Below are 15,660 nucleotides of genomic sequence, written 5' to 3'. Positions count from 1 at the left end.
CTAACCCGCGAGGCAGCGCTGGATGAGCTTCACCATGTGATCGGCGTCCAGTGGCTTGGTGACATAGTCACTCGCCCCCGACGCCAGGCTTTTCTCCTGGTCGCCCGGCATCGCCTTGGCGGTGACCGCGATGATCGGCAGGTCGGCATATTGCGGCATCGCCCTGATCGCCGCGGTGGCCGCGTAGCCGTCCATCTCCGGCATCATCACGTCCATCAGCACAATGTCGATCTCGGGGTGCGTGGTCAGCATGTCGATGCCCTTGCGCCCGTTCTCGGCGTGCAACACCCGCATGCCCTGCATCTCCAGGATGCTGGTCAGCGCGAAAAGGTTGCGCGGGTCGTCGTCGACGGCCAGCACGGTGCGCCCGGCCAGCGTGCCGTCCTCATGCCGGGCCGAGGCGCCCGCCTGCGCCGGGCGCTCGCCGCGCATCAGCGGCACGACGTCGCCCGGCTGGTCCGCGGTCAGGTGCAGCGCGATGCGCTCACGCAGCTCGTCCAGGCTCGACAGCAGCTCCAGCGGCTGGGAGGCGGCCCGCGACTGCAACTTCTGCTCCTGCGCGAGGTCCATCGCCCAGTTGTTGTACGCCAGCACGGGCACCCGGCGCGGCGTGGGATCGCCGTCGATGGCGTCCAGCAGCCCGAAGCCCGCTCTTCCCGGCATGTCGAGGTCGAGCACGATGCAGTGGAACGGCTCGGCGGCCAGTGTCGCCGCCGCCTCCTGGGCGCCCGCGGCGGTCACCATCTCGACGCGCCCCTGTCCGGTGTCACGCTTGGCGAGGTCGGCGATCACACTTTCGGCCACCAGCGACAACAACCCGCGCGGCCGCTCCTCCACCACCAGCAGCCTGCGCTGCTGCGCCGGCTGCTGCACCGGCTCAAGGCCCGGCCGCGGCACGATCTCGCCCTCCGCGGAGTACGGTGTGGCCGACTCGGCCGGCTGCTCCGCGAAGTCGGGCCGCGCGACCGGCAGGAACAACGTGAACGTGCTCCCCTCGCCCGGCACACTCCGCGCGACGATGGCGCCGCCGAGCAGGTAGGCGATCTCCCGGCTGATGGACAGGCCGAGCCCGGTCCCGCCGTACTTGCGGCTGGTCGTGCCGTCGGCTTGCTGGAAGGCACCGAAGATGCTCTCAAGCTGCTGTTCGGCGATGCCGATGCCGGTGTCGATGACGCGGAACGCCACGGCCGGGCCGTAGGGCCTGACCGCCGCGGGCACCTGGCTCTGTGGGGCCGGTTCGATGCGCAACTCGACGCTGCCCGTCTCGGTGAACTTCACCGCGTTCGACAGCAGGTTGCGCAACACCTGGCGTAGCCGGGAGTCGTCGGTGACCAGTTCGTCGGGCACTCCGGGCGCGGTCGTTATGCGGAACTCAAGGCTCTTGTCGGTGGTCATAGGCCGGAAGGTGGCCTTGACATAGTCCAGCAACCCGCGCAGGGACACCTGCTCGGGGCTGATGTCCATCTTGCCCGCCTCGACCTTCGACAGGTCGAGAATATCGTTGATGAGCTGCAGCAGATCCGAGCCGGCCGAGTGAATGACACCGGCGTATTCGACCTGCTTGGCGGTCAGGTTGCGGGTGGGGTTCTGGGCCAGGAGCTGCGCGAGGATGAGCAGCGAGTTGAGCGGCGTGCGCAACTCGTGGCTCATGTTCGCCAGGAACTCGCTCTTGTACTTCGAGGCCAGCGACAACTGCTGCGCGCGGTCCTCCAACTCCTGCCTGGCCTGCTCGATCTCCAGGTTCTTCGCCTCGATGTCCTGGTTCTGCGAGGCGAGCAGCGCCGCCTTCTCCTCCAGCTCGGCGTTGGAGCGGCGCAGCTCCTCCTGCTGGTCCTGCAGCTCCTCCGAGCGGACCTGGAGCTCGGCGGTCAGCCGCTGCGACTCCACCAGCAACTCGTCGGTGCGGGCGTTGGCGACGATGGTGTTGAGGTTGACCCCGATCGTCTCGCGCAACTGGTCGAGGAAGGCCCTGTGCACCGCGGTGAAGGTGTAGAGCGAGGCCAGCTCGATCACGCCGAGCACCTGCTCTTCGGCCACGATCGGCAACACGATGAGCGAAGTGGGTGTCGAACGGCCGAGCCCCGACGAGACCGTGACGTAGCCGGACGGGACGTCCTCCAAAGCGATCGTACGGCGGGTGCGCGCCGCCTGGCCGACGAGCGACTCACCCATCTTGAACCGGGTGACCGGCTCGCCGGCCGGGTAACCGTAAGCGCTGATGAGCCGCACCTCGTCGTCGGCGGCCAGGAAGAACGCGCCGTACTGCGCGGAGACCAGCGGCGCCAGCTCGTTCATCACCAGCTCGGCAACCGTCGTCAGATCGCGGTGTCCCTGCATCAGGCCCGACATGCCGGCGAGGTTGGTCTTGAGCCAGTCCTGGTCCTGGTTGGCCTTCGTGGTCTCGCGCAGGGACATCACCATCGAGTTGATGTTGTCCTTGAGGTCGGCCAGCTCGCCTTCGGCGTCGACCGTGATGGAACGGGTCAGGTCGCCCGAGGTGACCGCGCTCGTCACCTCGGCGATCGCGCGCACCTGGCGGGTCAGGTTGCCGGCCAGCTCGTTGACGTTCTCGGTGAGGTCCTTCCAGATGCCTGAGACGCCGCGCACCGTGGCCTGGCCGCCGAGCTGCCCCTCCGTGCCGACCTCGCGGGCCACCCTCGTCACCTCGTCGGCGAAGGCCGACAACTGGTCGACCATCGTGTTGAGGGTGTTCTTCAGCTCCAGGATCTCGCCGCGCGCCGAGACGGTGATCTTCTGGCTCAGGTCGCCGCGCGCCACCGCCGTGGCCACCTGCGAGATGTTGCGCACCTGAGCGGTGAGGTTGCCCGCCATGTAGTTGACCGACGCGGTCAGGTCCTGCCACGTGCCGGCGACCCCCTTGACGTCGGCCTGGCCGCCGAGCTGCCCCTCCGTGCCGACCTCGCGGGCCACCCTCGTCACCTCGTCGGCGAACGACGACAACTGGTCGACCATCGTGTTGACGGTGTTCTTCAGCTCCAGGATCTCGCCCCGGGCGGCCACCGTGATCTTCTGGCTGAGGTCGCCCCTCGCGACCGCCGTCGTCACCTCGGCGATGCTGCGCACCTGGTCGGTGAGGTTGCCGGCCATCGCGTTCACCGACTCGGTGAGGTCCTTCCACGTGCCGGACACCCCCGGCACATCGGCCTGGCCGCCCAGCCGCCCCTCGGTGCCGACCTCGCGGGCCACCCTGGTGACCTCCGAGGTGAAGAGCGAGAGCTGGTCCACCATGCCGTTGAAGACATGAGCGATCTCCCCCAGCAGCCCGTCGGCGTCACCGGGGAGCCGGGTGCCGAAGTCGCCGTCCCGGACGGCGGTCAGACCGGCCAGCAGCCGCCGCAGTTCGAGTTCGCCGGCATCGCCAACCTTTTGTGCACTGGTCCGGCTGCCATTCACGATGCGGCCCCCTCAGGGTTATAGGGCAAATCCCCGGGAGGCTACCGCAGGCGGCAACGGCCTGGCCAACCCTCTAGCCATGGCTGTGCCGTACTTTCCCCGGAAAAACCGCGTGGCACACGCCGCCATTCTCTGACACCGTGCAACCATGCCGCGCAGTCTCGAACAAGCCGTCGCCGCGGAGAAGGCGGGCCGCCGCCTCCGCTATCTGTTCTTCTGGGGTCACCGGCCGGCCCGCGACGGCAGCCCCGGCGCGGGGTGCCTCAGCCAGTGGTGGCCCTGCGTGTTCACCGAGGACGGTCACACTTTTGTGTCCGCCGAGCATTACATGATGGCCCACAAGGCGTGGTTGTTCGGCGACACCGAAACGGCGGCCCGGATCCTCGCCTCACCCCACCCCGGCCAGGCCAAGTCGCTGGGACGCGCGGTCAAGGACTTCGACGAGGCCCACTGGGCCGCCCACCGTTTCGGCATCGTCGTGCGCGGCAACGTCGCGAAGTTCGGCCAGTCGCCGGCGTTGAAGGACTACCTGCTCGGGACCGGCGACCGCGTGCTCGTCGAGGCCAGCCCACTCGACCGCGTCTGGGGCATCGGCCTGACCGCCTCCGACCCCCGCGCCGCCTCCGCCGGCACGTGGCTCGGGCTCAATCTTCTGGGCTTCGCCCTCATGGAGGCCCGCGACCTCAATCGCCGCCCTGGGGGAGCGACGAGACAACCTGGCCGCACAACGCCTCCGTAGTGGTTCGGTGGACGCGTAACTCGGTGGACGCGCCCCGGCGCCGGGGTTATCGTGTGGCCCATGTCCAGTCCCGAGGCATCAAGACGCTAGCCACCGGTCCTCCGGTGGCTTCTTGTGGTGTCACGCCGGGCAGCCGCATGCGCTGAAACCGCGTCTTCTCACATCACCCATCGCCGCCGGAACGCCGTCACACGGACTGATTCCCCTTTTTGGCACGTGCTGCTTTTCCGTGCCTTTTTTCGCGGCCATGGAGCTCTCACTCATGCCCTTTGCCATCTACATCCTTGGGCTGGCGGTTTTCGCCCAGGGAACCTCGGAGTTCATGCTGTCCGGCCTGGGGCCGGACATCGCCCGCGACCTGGATGTGTCCATCCCGGCCGCCGGCACCCTGACCTCGGCCTTCGCCGTCGGGATGATCGTAGGAGCGCCGCTGATGGCGATCCTCAGTTTCCGCTGGCCACGAAGACGCGCACTGCTCTTCTTCCTGATCGTGTTCATCGCCGTGCATGCCGTGGGCGCGCTCACCCCGAGCTTCGCCGTACTCCTCGTCACCCGTGTGCTCGGCGCCCTGGCCAACGCCGGGTTTCTGGCCGTCGGCCTGGCCACGGCGACCGGCATGGTCGCCCCCGGCGCCAAGGGCCGGGCCACCGCCGTACTCCTCGGCGGCATCACCCTCGCCTGCGTCGCGGGCGTGCCCGCCGGCACCCTGCTCGGGCAGGCGTTCGGCTGGCGTTCGGCGTTCTGGGCGGTGGCCCTCATCTCGGTGCCCGCCGTCTTCGCCGTTCTCCGCTCGGTGCCGGGCGCCGAGGCCAGGGGTGAGACCCGGCTCGGCGCCCGGCACGAACTGCGGGCCCTGCGCCGCCCGCGCCTCCTGGTGGTCCTGCTGCTCGGCGCACTGGTGAACGCCGCCACCTTCTGCACCTTCACCTACCTGGCTCCCCTGGCCACCGAGGTCGGCGGCTTCCCCGACGGCTGGGTGCCGGCCCTGCTGACGTTGTTCGGCCTCGGGTCGTTGGCCGGGGTCACCCTCAGCGGGCGCCTGGCCGACACCCGGCCCATGCGCATCCTGATCCCGGGCGGCCTCGCCCTTCTGGCCGGTTGGACGGTGTTCGCCCTGACCGCCCACAACCCGGTGGCCACGACCGTGCTCATCCTGATCCAGGGCACCCTGTCCTTCGCCGTGGGCTCAACCTTGATCGCCCAGATCCTCTACGCCGCCGCGGAAGCCCCCTCCTTGGCCGGCTCCTTCGCCACCGCCGCCCTCAACATCGGCGCCGCCGCAGGCCCGGCGCTGGGCGCCCTCACCATCACCGCCGGTCTTGGCTACCGCTCCGCCCTCTGGGTCAGCGCCTCCCTGGTGGCGACGGCCCTCATCACCGGTTCTCTGACCTTGGTACGGCAGAAGCAAACAGCCTGACCCCACGCCCCGGGAGCCCCGCTCCCGGGGCCTAGCGTCAGGGAGTCGTCGGATTGAGCGTGAAGTCATCGGGGACGAGCATGACGTTCTTGGCATCCGACGAACTCCGCGGAACACACCCCTCCGGCAGAGTCAACGCGGCGGGGACCACACTCCAGTCCAGGCTTTGCGTGTAAGTGAACTGCACCACGTCACCGTCAAAGACTTCGACTCCAGATGCCTCCACCCCCCGCCGCCCCGTCCCGGACAGCGCCTCTGTTCCCGCGGGCCACACCGGCAGGTAACCCGGCTCACCTCTACCCTTTTGAATGTCGCTCACAATGCGGAAACATCTGCTCTCAGAGGAGAACTCCACCCTTCCCCTGAAGCCGGCGGTGCCTCTGCTCTCATGCTTATAGTCATGCGTGACGACCACTGGATCGACACCCATAACGCTGAACTCGGTCTCGCCACTGCATCCTGCCGCGAGGAAACCGACCGCAACCAGCAAGACCGCACTCTTGACAGAGATGCACGGATAGCTCAAGCGCCACCTTCTCGGATATTTTCCGACGAGAGCGAACCGCGGGACGCATTAAGCTTTCCTGTGCACTGCGTCCGGCAATCCGCGACTATCGTTCATAGATGGACCAGGCAGCACCCAGGGCACTTGGAATGAGATAGGCAGGAGAAAAGGTCGATTCGCCGTTTAGATCACCGATCCACGGATCCACTTTCGCAGCGGAAAATCCCCATGCCCTGTTTCCGAAGTACCAAGGCCCACCGCTGTCTCCACCATCCGTGATCCTCGCGTCAGTCACGATTTGGGCATGATAGGTGCGGCCAGCGTAGGTCCGTGTCGCGTTTACCGAATCGATGGTGCTGCAGTCTGCACCAGTCGTACGGCCAAACTTACAAACCCTCTGCCCAATCGTAGGGCTGATCCCAAAATCATCTACATACCGAGGCAGATTCCAGTCGTAGTAAAAAGTGCGAGTTCCAGTGAAGAGCCCGACCGAATAGCTTGCGATATCATAGTATGTGCTTCTGGTCTGGGCGGAGGTGTCCGTACCTCCCCCTTGGGTCGGATGGTTGTTATAACGGAGCAAGCCGCTCGAATTAATATCCCTACAGTGATTGGCCGTTGTGGCGCGACGACCGGTCCCATTGGTGATATTGAACCCGCTGGTGCAGACGCCCTCGAAGTTTTGCAACCCTCCGCCTCGGATGTACCCATCAACAGGAACTGCAATATCCGCATCGGTAACAGTCAACTTAAATCGGATATTGGGGTTCACCGGGGGCGAAGGGAGAAGACGAGCCTCTAACCCCTGCCGATCTCGCTCATTCCTGAGAGCGACCTCCGGCCGCACCAGGAAGGATATCTCTCCGGTTTCGATATCATACTCTCCCGCTATCTTGGCAAGGTCCTCACGTGTGGCCAACGCGTGGTGAGCATGTTCCAGCGTACGCTTTAGCTCCTCTTCAGAGAAACCTTTGTTACCGATAAACTTGACCTCGACCGGTAGCGTTCTGGCGAGATTGACAGCGTCGTCTGGAATCTTCCCCTTGAAGCCAACAATGAGACCTCGACCATCATTCACGATGGCCAGTCCGGCCGCCTCCTCGGGATATGTCTTCCGGATGGAGGCTGCCACCTTGTCGAGGGATGGAATCCATGCATATCGGTTGATAGCTTCTTCGTAGGAGATCTTCTCGGTCCTAGCGATCAGCTTCAGATCCGTTAACTCTGATAGCGGAATGCCATCGATGAACACGTCCGGCTGAACGCTTTCGCGATCAGGGTTGTTGGCGGTCACACTCGGATCTGCGGCAACCTTCTGAGCAACATAACGATCGATGGCACTCGACAAGTCCTCCTTGTTCTCCTTAGCGATCCGCATGAGACCTTCTAGCATCGGTCGCTGCGGCTTAGGCTGTTCATGCCCGGCCAAAATGACTACCGTTGGCGCGGCCGAGGCCCACTCGGATCCCGACTGAAGTGTTGTTGAGCCACCAACCAGAGTCGCGATCGCTCCGATTCGCCTTACAACTTTAATGCTCCGCAATGAAGACTCGCTTCCTGACCTCTAGGCCGCAAGGGAGCAACTCGGCTCCAAAGCCGTCTCTTCCTGCTCACAGCGAAGCAGAGAGATTCAACTCAATCAAGGTGTTGGCGAACGATTCTTTGCGCATTGCGCTCGTTATTACAACAGGTCATCACGCACTAACGTTGCGATGCCAAAATCGACCGTGCCAAAATTTCGGTCACATCGAAGCATTTTTTGACCTGTCCGCAATCATCCGCAAACAGCGATCACATATTGGAGCCACCCGATCACGAAAGGCCTTGCTCAACGGCTACGCATGTGACGCTCAACGCCCTGGCAGCGGCAGCGGGTCAGGCCATCCCAGCGCTACGCGCCATTTGAGGTTGACCTAGCAGGCCGATAAGGCGCCTCGATGGAGAAAGCGCCGTCGAAGTGCTCGTCGGGAAAGGGGAGGTCCATCGCGTCCCCCTCGACGAATTCCAGCAGGTCCCGCACCTGCGGGTCGAAGTTCGCGGTGCGGGCGACCTCCAGTTGGGCGGCTGAGATGTTGACGCCGGCGATGTGAGCGCCGGTGTGCGCCGCGACCGTCGCCGCCGAGCCCGCCGATGCCACAGCCGACGTCCACGATCCGCATGCCGGGGCGGAAGCCCGCCGTGTCGGCCAGCCAGCGTTCCTGTTCGAGCTGGGCTTCTGCCGTACTCTGCCCGTCGTCGAACCATGAGAAATGGAAGGAGTCCGACCAGAGCTGACGGTAGTAGGGGGTGGCCATGTCGTAGTAGGGCAGACCATGTCGGCATATCTGTCCGATCGATTCTGTGGGCTCGCGACAAGCTCTAGATAGTCAGAGATCTCCATTAAGTTCCAACTCTGGTGAGATGTCGTTTTTATGGAGGAGCTCGACTCTCGCCGTCCCGGATCAGCGAGTATCCAAATACACGATTTTTCCTGCGATGAACGCTAAAACCGACAAATGCATCACCGCAGGGAGAGCCCAGAAAACTCGCCCCCCAATATGACGCGATCAATTAATCGCACTCAAGACGGTCTAGGTCGCACCGGGGAGATCTAGGGAAACCACTCGACACGCCACCTGCCGCAGGCCGGTAAACCTTGAGAGCCGCGCCCCCTGTGGGGGGCGCGGCTCTCAAGGTGGGTCCGGTGGCTCAGATGCGAGCGCCGGACGCGCGGACTCCCACGCGGAAGTCGGCCACACGCAGGATCTCTGCGGCGTCGTCGAGGGGCGGGTAGATGCGCTCCCGGTTGGTGGTCATCTTGCGCTGTTTGGCCTGGTCGCCGGTGGCCTCCACGGTGCGTTCCCAGCCGCTGGTCAGCACGGCGCCCGCCGCGCCGAGGTCCACGCAGGTGGCGTAGGGGGCCGGGCTAAAGACGGCCTGCTCCAGGCCGAGCAGGTCCGCCGCCGCGTTGTGGCCGGCGAATTTGCCCAGCGGGATGGCGTGCTGGCAGGACTGCAGCACCCGCTGATCGGGCTCGGCGAAGGCCGCCGCGGTGTCGCCCGCCGCGTAGACCTCTGGTGCCGTGGGGACCTTGAGATATCCGTCCACGGCCAGACGCCCCAGGTGGTCGCGCTCACCTGGGATGTCCGCGGTCAGCGGGCTCGCCTGCACACCCGCCGTCCAGATGACGGTCCCGGCGGCCAGCCGCGTGCCGTCGGTGAGCAGCACCGCGCCGGGCTCGACGGAGGCGACGCTTTGCCCGAGGCGCACCTCGATCCCCAGTTCGGCCAGCGCGGCGGTGATCGCCGGGCGGGGGCCGGGCCCGAGGTCGGGGCCGATCGTCTCGGAACGTTCCACCAAGACGACCCTGGGCGGCTCGGCCCCGTTTCCGAGTGCCGCCAATCTGCCGACGAGCTCGGTGGCCACCTCAAGTCCCGTGAAACCGGCGCCGACCACGACCGCGGTGCGGCTGCCCGGGCCTTCGGGGAGGCCGCGCAGGTGTGCGTCGAGTGCCACGGCACCCTCAAGCGTGTCCACGTTGTGCAGGTGTTCGGCGCCGGGCACTTCCGCGCGCCGCAGGCGGCTGCCCGAGGCGAGGACGAGGCGCCGGTAGGCGAAGGTGTTGGTACGGCCGTCCTCGTCAACGGTCGTCACGATGCGACCGGCCGTGTCGATTCCGGAGACGGTCGCCCGCACATGCGGCACGTCGATCGGGGCGAGAAATCTGCTCAGCGGCACACGCATCTCGTGCGGATCGGCCTCGTAGAGCCGCGGCCGGATCACCAGGTCGTCGCCGGGGGCGATGAGCGCGATGGAGAGATCGGCGCCCGTCTCCTCACGCATCCGGGCCGCGGCCGCGGCGCTCCACGCGCCGGCGAACCCGCCGCCGATCACAAGTATGTCCACCATGAAAACTCCTATTTCGTATTAATTGATGCTTGGTGCTGACTCGTGGGGCACTCGGCTGCTCTCCGCAGCCGGCACCGGCGTGTGCTGTCGGCCACGGTCGATGTCGGGCGCCATCCGGAACAGCGCGAACGCGGCGATGAGGGCGAGTGCGCAAATGGCGGAAAGATACCAGGTGATGAGCATGGTCGTTCCGTACGCGGCGAACAGAGCCGTCGCGATCAACGGTGCGGTGCCGCCCAGCAGCGCCCCCAGCCCGAGGATGATGCCCATTCCGGAATAGCGCATGGCCGCGGGGAAAACGTCGGCCATGATGCTGCCCTGGAGAGCGTGTGAGATCGGCGTGGCCAGCGCCATGACGAGGAAGGCGATCATCGCCGCCGTGGTCGTGCCGAAGTTGAGGATCGGGAAATACGCGGCGGCGGCGACGAGAAGCGCGACCGACCCGAAGAGGAAGACGGAGCGGCGGCCGTGTTTGTCGGCGGCGCGCGACCAGAAGGGGATCGACGCGAGCCAGACCACACTCCCGGCGGTGATGCCGAGCAGGAGCGTTTCCTGGTCGAGGCCGAGTTCCGTTCGCCCGTAGGACAACGAGAACACCGTGAAGACATAGGAACAGCTTGAGGCGGCGGTCACCAAGAGGGCGGTGGCGATGATCCGCGGCCAAAACTGCTTGAGGGCCGCCCAGGCGGGCATACGGATGATCTCGCTGTTCTCGCGCACGGCTTTGAAACTGGGCGACTCGGTGATGCGCAACCGGATCACGAGGCCGACGACGATGAGAAGGCCGCTCATGAGGAACGGCACCCGCCATACCCAGGCGCTGAACTGCTCGGCCGTGGACAACCAGGTCGAGAGGAAATAGGCCAGGTTCGCGAGCACGAGTCCGGCCGGCACTCCCATTTGCGGGAATCCGCCGAACAGGTTGCGGCGCTCGCCCGGCGCATGCTCGACGGACATGAGAACCGCGCCGCTCGTCTCTCCGCCCAGGCCGATGCCCTGCAACATGCGAAGCACCACCAGAAGAACCGGCGCCCAAAGGCCGATCACGGCGTAGGTCGGCAGCACACCGATGAGCGTCGAGGCCAGCCCCATGGTCAGCAAGGAGATGACCAAGGTGTTCTTCCTGCCTACTCGGTCACCGAAATGGCCGAAGAGAATGCCGCCGAGCGGCCGTGCCAGAAAGCCGACGGCGAAGGTCGCGAAAGCCGCGAGAGTGCCGGCGACGGGGCTGAGCGAGGTGAAGAACTGTTTGTTGAACACCAGAGCCGCAGCCGTGCCGTAAAGGTAGAAGTCATACCATTCGAGCGTGGTTCCGATGAAGCTGGCGGCGGCGACACTAGTGGGCTTGGAACCCTGAGGCGACTGTCTTTGTCTGCCCGCAGATTGGCTCATGGCTTGCCTTCCATTCGATGACGGCGACATCAGCGGCTTATGACCGCTCCCCCGGGTAATGCAGCCGGCCTTGACGATGGTGACAGTCTGCGACCAGGAGGTATGCGGGTCAAATAACTTTTCGACGGTCGGCTATATCTGGATCGGTATATCTAGAAGGACGCTCGGCCAAGTGGCGATCCGGTCATCGTGAAGAACCGCCGGACGAGGGGTCCGTGCGGGCGGGCGTCAATGCGGCTCCGCCGTACACCGGTTCAAGCCGCGGCGAAACGCCGGAGCACGGCATACGGCGAAGCCGCTGTCAGGTCAGAAGGCTCCGCCGCCGAAGAAGTCCCTGGCGTTGCCGCCGAGGATACGCTCGGTGTCGGCGTCGCTCAGCCCGGGGCAGGCGCGTACGGCGGAGCCCGGTTCCAGTTCGCCCAAGGGGAAGGGATAGTCGGTGCCGAGCATGACCCGGTCGGCCCCCATCACGTCGATCAGCAGGCGCAGCGCCCTGGGATCGAAGACCGCCGAGTCCACGTAGAAGCGCGAGACATATTCCGACGGCGGGCGCGGGGAGTCGGCACGCACCAGATCACGGTTGTGCCAGGCGTTGTCCGCGCGCCCGAGCAGATAGGCGAAACTGCCGCCGCCGTGGCAGAAACAGAGTTTCAGCGACTGGCTGATCCTCTCGAAGGCGCCCGAGAGAATCATGCCGAGAATGCTCAGGTGGGTCTCGGCCGGCATGCCGACCAGCCAGGACAACATGTGCCGGCGCATTCGATCGGCGCCGAGCATGTCCCAGGGGTGCACGAGCACCGGGAGCCCTACGTGAGCGCAGTGGTTGAGGAACTCGTGCAATGCGCCGTCGTCGAGATATCGATCGCCGACGTGGTTGCCGATGTGCACGCCCCGATGGCCGGCCGCGGCGGCTTTGCTCACCATCTCGGCGGAGACCTCCGGGTCCTGGAGCGGCACCTGGCACAGCGGCAACAGCCGATCCGGAGCGTGCGAGCAATAGTCGAGGATGCGCTCGTTGACCATTTCACACCAGTCGGCGGCCCGTGCGGGTTCGGCGGCATATCCGAACATGAGCGGGGTGGAGGACACCGCCTGCACATCCACTCCGAGCGTGTCCATCTCCGCGAGTCGCCGTGCTGGATCCCAGAGCGCGGCGCCTACCGGGCGGAACTCCTCGTCGCCGCTCATCATCATTCCCGTGCCGTCGGCGTGCACCCGCAACCACGGCTCACCCGCGCCCCGGAGGACAGTGCTCTCGTCCCGCGAGATGACCGGGAAGACATGGGCGTGGACATCGATGACAGTCAAGGGAGCTCCGTTCATCCACTGCGACGGGGCGCCAGGCTCAGGGACACCTCGGACAGTTGAATGATGAGCCACACGGCTATAACTTGCTAATACCGTTTTTTATAGGACATATGACCATTTGGTGATAGGAGTGACGTGCATGGTCGCTGTCGACTTGCTGAACGGGCGGCTGAAGCTCCGGCACCTCGTCCTGGTCGTGGTCATCGCCGAGCAGGGCAGCGTGTTACGCGCCGCCGAGCACCTTCACCTCGCCCAGCCGGCCGTCACCCGCGCACTCCGCGAACTTGAACAGATCGTCGGCGCGGAACTCTTCACCCGCGGCCCGCGGGGAGTGCGGCCCACTCTGTTCGGAGACGCCTTCATCGAGCACGCCAGGACCGTGCTGGCCGAGTTGCGCCGCGCCCAGGAGCGCATCACCGGCCTCGCCCGCGGCGACGTCGGCACCGTGACCATCGGCACCCTACTCGCGGGATCGAACGTGCTGCTCCCCCGGGCCATCGCCGCCCTCAAGGAGAGCCGCCCCGGCATCACGGTGATCGTGCAGGAAGCCACCTTCGACACACAGGTGCCCCGCCTGCTCGACGGCGAGATCGACCTGATCCTCGGCCGTCTCTCCCCTCTCGGCGACGAACCCGCGCTACGCCAGGTGAGTTTGTACAGCGAGCCGGTCCGGCTGGTCGCCCGCAAAGACCATCCCGCCCACCAGGCCCTCGGCCTCAAACTCTCTGACCTGCTCGCCTACCCGTGGGTTCTGCCTCTCCAGCAGACGTCGCTGTGGCAGGAACTCGAACGTGTCTTCGCCGAAGAGGGCCTCAGCCTCCCCGCCAACCGCGTGGAGTGCACGTCGATCCTGACCGTGCGAAGCCTGTTGCACGACACCGACATGGTGGCCGCCCTGCCGGAACTGGTCGCCACCAGCGACCTCGCGCTGCGCACGCTCCCGCTGCCGCTGACCTCGATCCGCCGCGCGGTAGGCGTCACACTACCCGCCCGCCGCCCCCCGACCCCTTCGGCTCAGCTCATGCTCGATCACTTGCAGGCCCAGGCGTCCGCCATCATGCCTTCCTAACCGGCCCCGACGCCGTACATGGTGAACATGCGGGCTGCGCCGTACATGTTCAGCCGGCGTCGGCGCCGAAGGCTTGGAGGAAGGTGTGCACGATTGATGATCATGTTGGGCTGCCAGAGCGGTCGCGGTTCAGATGGTGACATCATTCGGATTCTCTGAGTATCCTGATTTCGGTCGTAAGAGGGCCGTAGGGGAAGGAGGGGCGATGGCTCGGTTGACGCGGGTGCAGCAGCAGGCGCGTACGCGTGCGTCGGTGCTGGTGGCGGCGAGGCAGGAGTTCGTCGAGCACGGATACGTCCTGGCGAAGATCGACCGGATCGCCGAGCGGGCGGAACTGACCCGGGGGGCGGTTTACTCGAACTTCCCCAGCAAGCGGGCGTTGTATCTCGCGGTGCTCGTCGAGATGGTCAAGGACGCCGAGCCGGGTGGGCCCGTGGCGTCGCCGGGGTCGCCGGCCGACGCGCTTGGCGCGTTCGCGCGGGCGTGGCTGGAGCGGTTGCCGCTGGCGGGTGACACCGCGTTGGGGGGCCGGCTGCAACTGCGCTCGCTGGTGGGTGTCGTCGACGACGACTACGGGCGCATCGCGCTGGCGCAACTCGCCAGGCTGGAGGCGCTGCTGCTCGCCGTCGGGCTGGAGTCCATCGTGCCGGGTCCCGAGCCCGTCCGGCGGGTGCGGCTGGCCGAGCTGGTGCTGACGTTGCTGGGGGGTTCGGGTTTTATGGCCGAGCTGGCCCCGGGGTTCGGTGACCCCTTCGACCGCGCGCGTGCCTGTGAACATCTGGCGGGGCTCGATCTCGCGGACACCTGGGCGCCGCCGCACCTGCCTTACGTCGCTCCCGCCGTACCCTGCCGTGACGTCTGGACCCCACCGGCCGGGCTGGCGGACGAGATCAGCGGTCGCCACGTCGAGTTCGGCGCCGACGGCCTGGTGGCGGTGCTGGGCGCGCATCGCCTGGCCGCCGCCGAGGAGGCCGTGCGTTCGGCCCGGCCCGGCGAGCAGGTCACGGTGGTCGCCGTCACCGGCTCCCCGTCCGAGACCGGCAACCTTATGCGGCTCAGAGTCGGCGACCTCGTCGGCTGCCTGCGCCGGGTGTTCCCGGCCGAGGCTTGGCGGCACGTCCGGCTGGTCGTCGACGATGCGGCGCTGACGGCGTCGGCCATCGGCCTGACCGGCGTCGACGACGAGACGGAGGCCGCCGTGCGGGTGCGGGACGGTGTGATCGTCGCCAGAAGCCACGGGCGGGGTGCCGCCTATGCGGCATCTGCGGTCGGCGCGCGGTCACGGGAGGCCGAAGCATGATCAAGACCCCCGACGACCTGCTGGTGCTTCACGCCCTGCGTTGTGGTGGCTATTCCTCCATCGCCCGCGTGATGGCGGCCACGGGACTAAACGAGTTCGAAGTCGAGTCCGAGTTGATCGATCTCGCGGTCGCCGGGCTTGTCCTACGTTCCTCCGGTGAGTTCGGGGTGTGGGGCCTAACGGATAAAGGCCGCGTCGCGGATGCCGAGCGCATCACCGAGGAGCTGGAGGCCAATGGTGCACGCTCCGCAGTACACGCGGCTTTTGAGCGCTTTCTTGTGCTCAACCCCCAACTGCTCGACCTCTGTACGGCCTGGCAGATGAGGCATGTCGGCGGGGTCTTGACCGTCAACGACCACAGTGACCCGACGTACGACGCCCGTGTGCTTGACCAGTTCGTCAAGCTGGACGAGCGTGCTGCGGTGGTGAGTGCCGAGCTCGCCGCGGCGCTGCCGCGATTTGCCCGCTATCGGATAAGGCTGGCCGAGGCCCTTGAGCGTGCCGCCGCAGGACAACTGGAATATCTCACCGACAACGTCCCCTCGTACCACACCGTGTGGGCCGAGCTTCATGAAGACCTTCTCGCCACCCTGGGGATCCCCCGTTGACATCCTCCCCCTCGTAAACG

General features: G+C 66.2%; 12 protein-coding genes. 5 read left to right on the top strand and 7 right to left on the bottom strand.

Annotated features, from left to right (window positions below):
• A complete protein-coding gene (locus Ssi02_RS37590; RefSeq protein WP_239130385.1) occupies positions 1-3,414 on the bottom strand; it encodes a HAMP domain-containing protein in 3,414 nt (1,137 codons plus the stop codon).
• A 148-nt stretch (positions 3,415-3,562) separates the two neighbouring features.
• On the opposite strand from Ssi02_RS37590, the gene ybiA reads away from it, so the two are divergent.
• Positions 3,563-4,153, top strand: a complete 591-nt coding sequence (ybiA, locus tag Ssi02_RS37585) for a riboflavin biosynthesis intermediates N-glycosidase (RefSeq protein WP_204033533.1) — start codon at positions 3,563-3,565, stop codon at positions 4,151-4,153.
• A 262-nt stretch (positions 4,154-4,415) separates the two neighbouring features.
• Complete coding sequence (locus Ssi02_RS37580; protein ID WP_204033528.1) at positions 4,416-5,570, top strand: Cmx/CmrA family chloramphenicol efflux MFS transporter; 1,155 nt, start codon at positions 4,416-4,418, stop codon at positions 5,568-5,570.
• Positions 5,571-5,607: 37 nt separating this feature from the next.
• Here the strand turns inward: Ssi02_RS37580 and Ssi02_RS37575 are convergent, their stop codons facing one another.
• The 6 genes from Ssi02_RS37575 to Ssi02_RS37550 all read right to left on the bottom strand — a co-directional run bounded on the left by Ssi02_RS37575 (position 5,608) and on the right by Ssi02_RS37550 (position 12,663).
• Entirely contained in the window at positions 5,608-6,060 is a 453-nt protein-coding gene (locus tag Ssi02_RS37575; protein ID WP_204033523.1) for a hypothetical protein, read from the bottom strand.
• A gap of 121 nt (positions 6,061-6,181) precedes the next feature.
• Positions 6,182-7,453: a S1 family peptidase gene (locus Ssi02_RS37570; RefSeq protein ID WP_204033521.1), complete on the bottom strand. Its 1,272-nt coding sequence runs from the start codon at positions 7,451-7,453 to the stop codon at positions 6,182-6,184.
• Positions 7,454-7,966: 513 nt separating this feature from the next.
• The gene (locus tag Ssi02_RS37565) at positions 7,967-8,212 is read right to left on the bottom strand and encodes a class I SAM-dependent methyltransferase (protein WP_204033519.1); all 246 of its coding nucleotides are present in this window, start codon (positions 8,210-8,212) and stop codon (positions 7,967-7,969) included.
• Positions 8,213-8,763: 551 nt separating this feature from the next.
• Positions 8,764-9,963, bottom strand: a complete 1,200-nt coding sequence (locus Ssi02_RS37560) for an NAD(P)/FAD-dependent oxidoreductase (protein ID WP_204033510.1) — start codon at positions 9,961-9,963, stop codon at positions 8,764-8,766.
• Between the two features lie 18 nt (positions 9,964-9,981).
• Positions 9,982-11,355, bottom strand: coding sequence for an MFS transporter (locus Ssi02_RS37555; protein WP_204033501.1), 1,374 nt, complete (start codon positions 11,353-11,355; stop codon positions 9,982-9,984).
• A 306-nt stretch (positions 11,356-11,661) separates the two neighbouring features.
• Entirely contained in the window at positions 11,662-12,663 is a 1,002-nt protein-coding gene (locus Ssi02_RS37550) for an amidohydrolase family protein (protein ID WP_204033499.1), read from the bottom strand.
• A gap of 139 nt (positions 12,664-12,802) precedes the next feature.
• Between Ssi02_RS37550 and Ssi02_RS37545 the strand changes: the two genes are divergently transcribed.
• The 3 genes from Ssi02_RS37545 to Ssi02_RS37535 all read left to right on the top strand — a co-directional run bounded on the left by Ssi02_RS37545 (position 12,803) and on the right by Ssi02_RS37535 (position 15,640).
• Positions 12,803-13,732: a LysR substrate-binding domain-containing protein gene (locus Ssi02_RS37545; protein WP_204033497.1), complete on the top strand. Its 930-nt coding sequence runs from the start codon at positions 12,803-12,805 to the stop codon at positions 13,730-13,732.
• Between the two features lie 205 nt (positions 13,733-13,937).
• Complete coding sequence (locus Ssi02_RS37540; RefSeq protein ID WP_204033484.1) at positions 13,938-15,032, top strand: TetR/AcrR family transcriptional regulator; 1,095 nt, start codon at positions 13,938-13,940, stop codon at positions 15,030-15,032.
• Entirely contained in the window at positions 15,029-15,640 is a 612-nt protein-coding gene (locus Ssi02_RS37535) for a transcriptional regulator (protein ID WP_204033478.1), read from the top strand. Before Ssi02_RS37540 ends, Ssi02_RS37535 begins: the two co-directional genes overlap by 4 nt.
• Positions 15,641-15,660 lie beyond the last annotated feature (20 nt).

Source organism: Sinosporangium siamense (assembly GCF_016863435.1).
Classification (GTDB): domain Bacteria; phylum Actinomycetota; class Actinomycetes; order Streptosporangiales; family Streptosporangiaceae; genus Sinosporangium; species Sinosporangium siamense.
Note: the sequence above shows the minus strand (reverse complement) of the source record. Positions and strands in the feature narration are given on the sequence as shown.

Bases quoted from the DNA above. Each gene is read 5' to 3' on its own strand.
- Ssi02_RS37580 (WP_204033528.1), top strand. From the start codon at position 4,416: ATGCCCTTTGCCATCTACATCCTTGGGCTGGCGGTTTTCGCCCAGGGA.
- Ssi02_RS37535 (WP_204033478.1), top strand. From the start codon at position 15,029: ATGATCAAGACCCCCGACGACCTGCTGGTGCTTCACGCCCTGCGTTGT.
- Ssi02_RS37560 (WP_204033510.1), bottom strand. From the start codon at position 9,963: ATGGTGGACATACTTGTGATCGGCGGCGGGTTCGCCGGCGCGTGGAGC.
- ybiA (WP_204033533.1), top strand. From the start codon at position 3,563: ATGCCGCGCAGTCTCGAACAAGCCGTCGCCGCGGAGAAGGCGGGCCGC.
- Ssi02_RS37570 (WP_204033521.1), bottom strand. From the start codon at position 7,453: ATGCGGATCGCTAAGGAGAACAAGGAGGACTTGTCGAGTGCCATCGAT.
- Ssi02_RS37540 (WP_204033484.1), top strand. From the start codon at position 13,938: ATGGCTCGGTTGACGCGGGTGCAGCAGCAGGCGCGTACGCGTGCGTCG.
- Ssi02_RS37555 (WP_204033501.1), bottom strand. From the start codon at position 11,355: ATGAGCCAATCTGCGGGCAGACAAAGACAGTCGCCTCAGGGTTCCAAG.
- Ssi02_RS37545 (WP_204033497.1), top strand. From the start codon at position 12,803: ATGGTCGCTGTCGACTTGCTGAACGGGCGGCTGAAGCTCCGGCACCTC.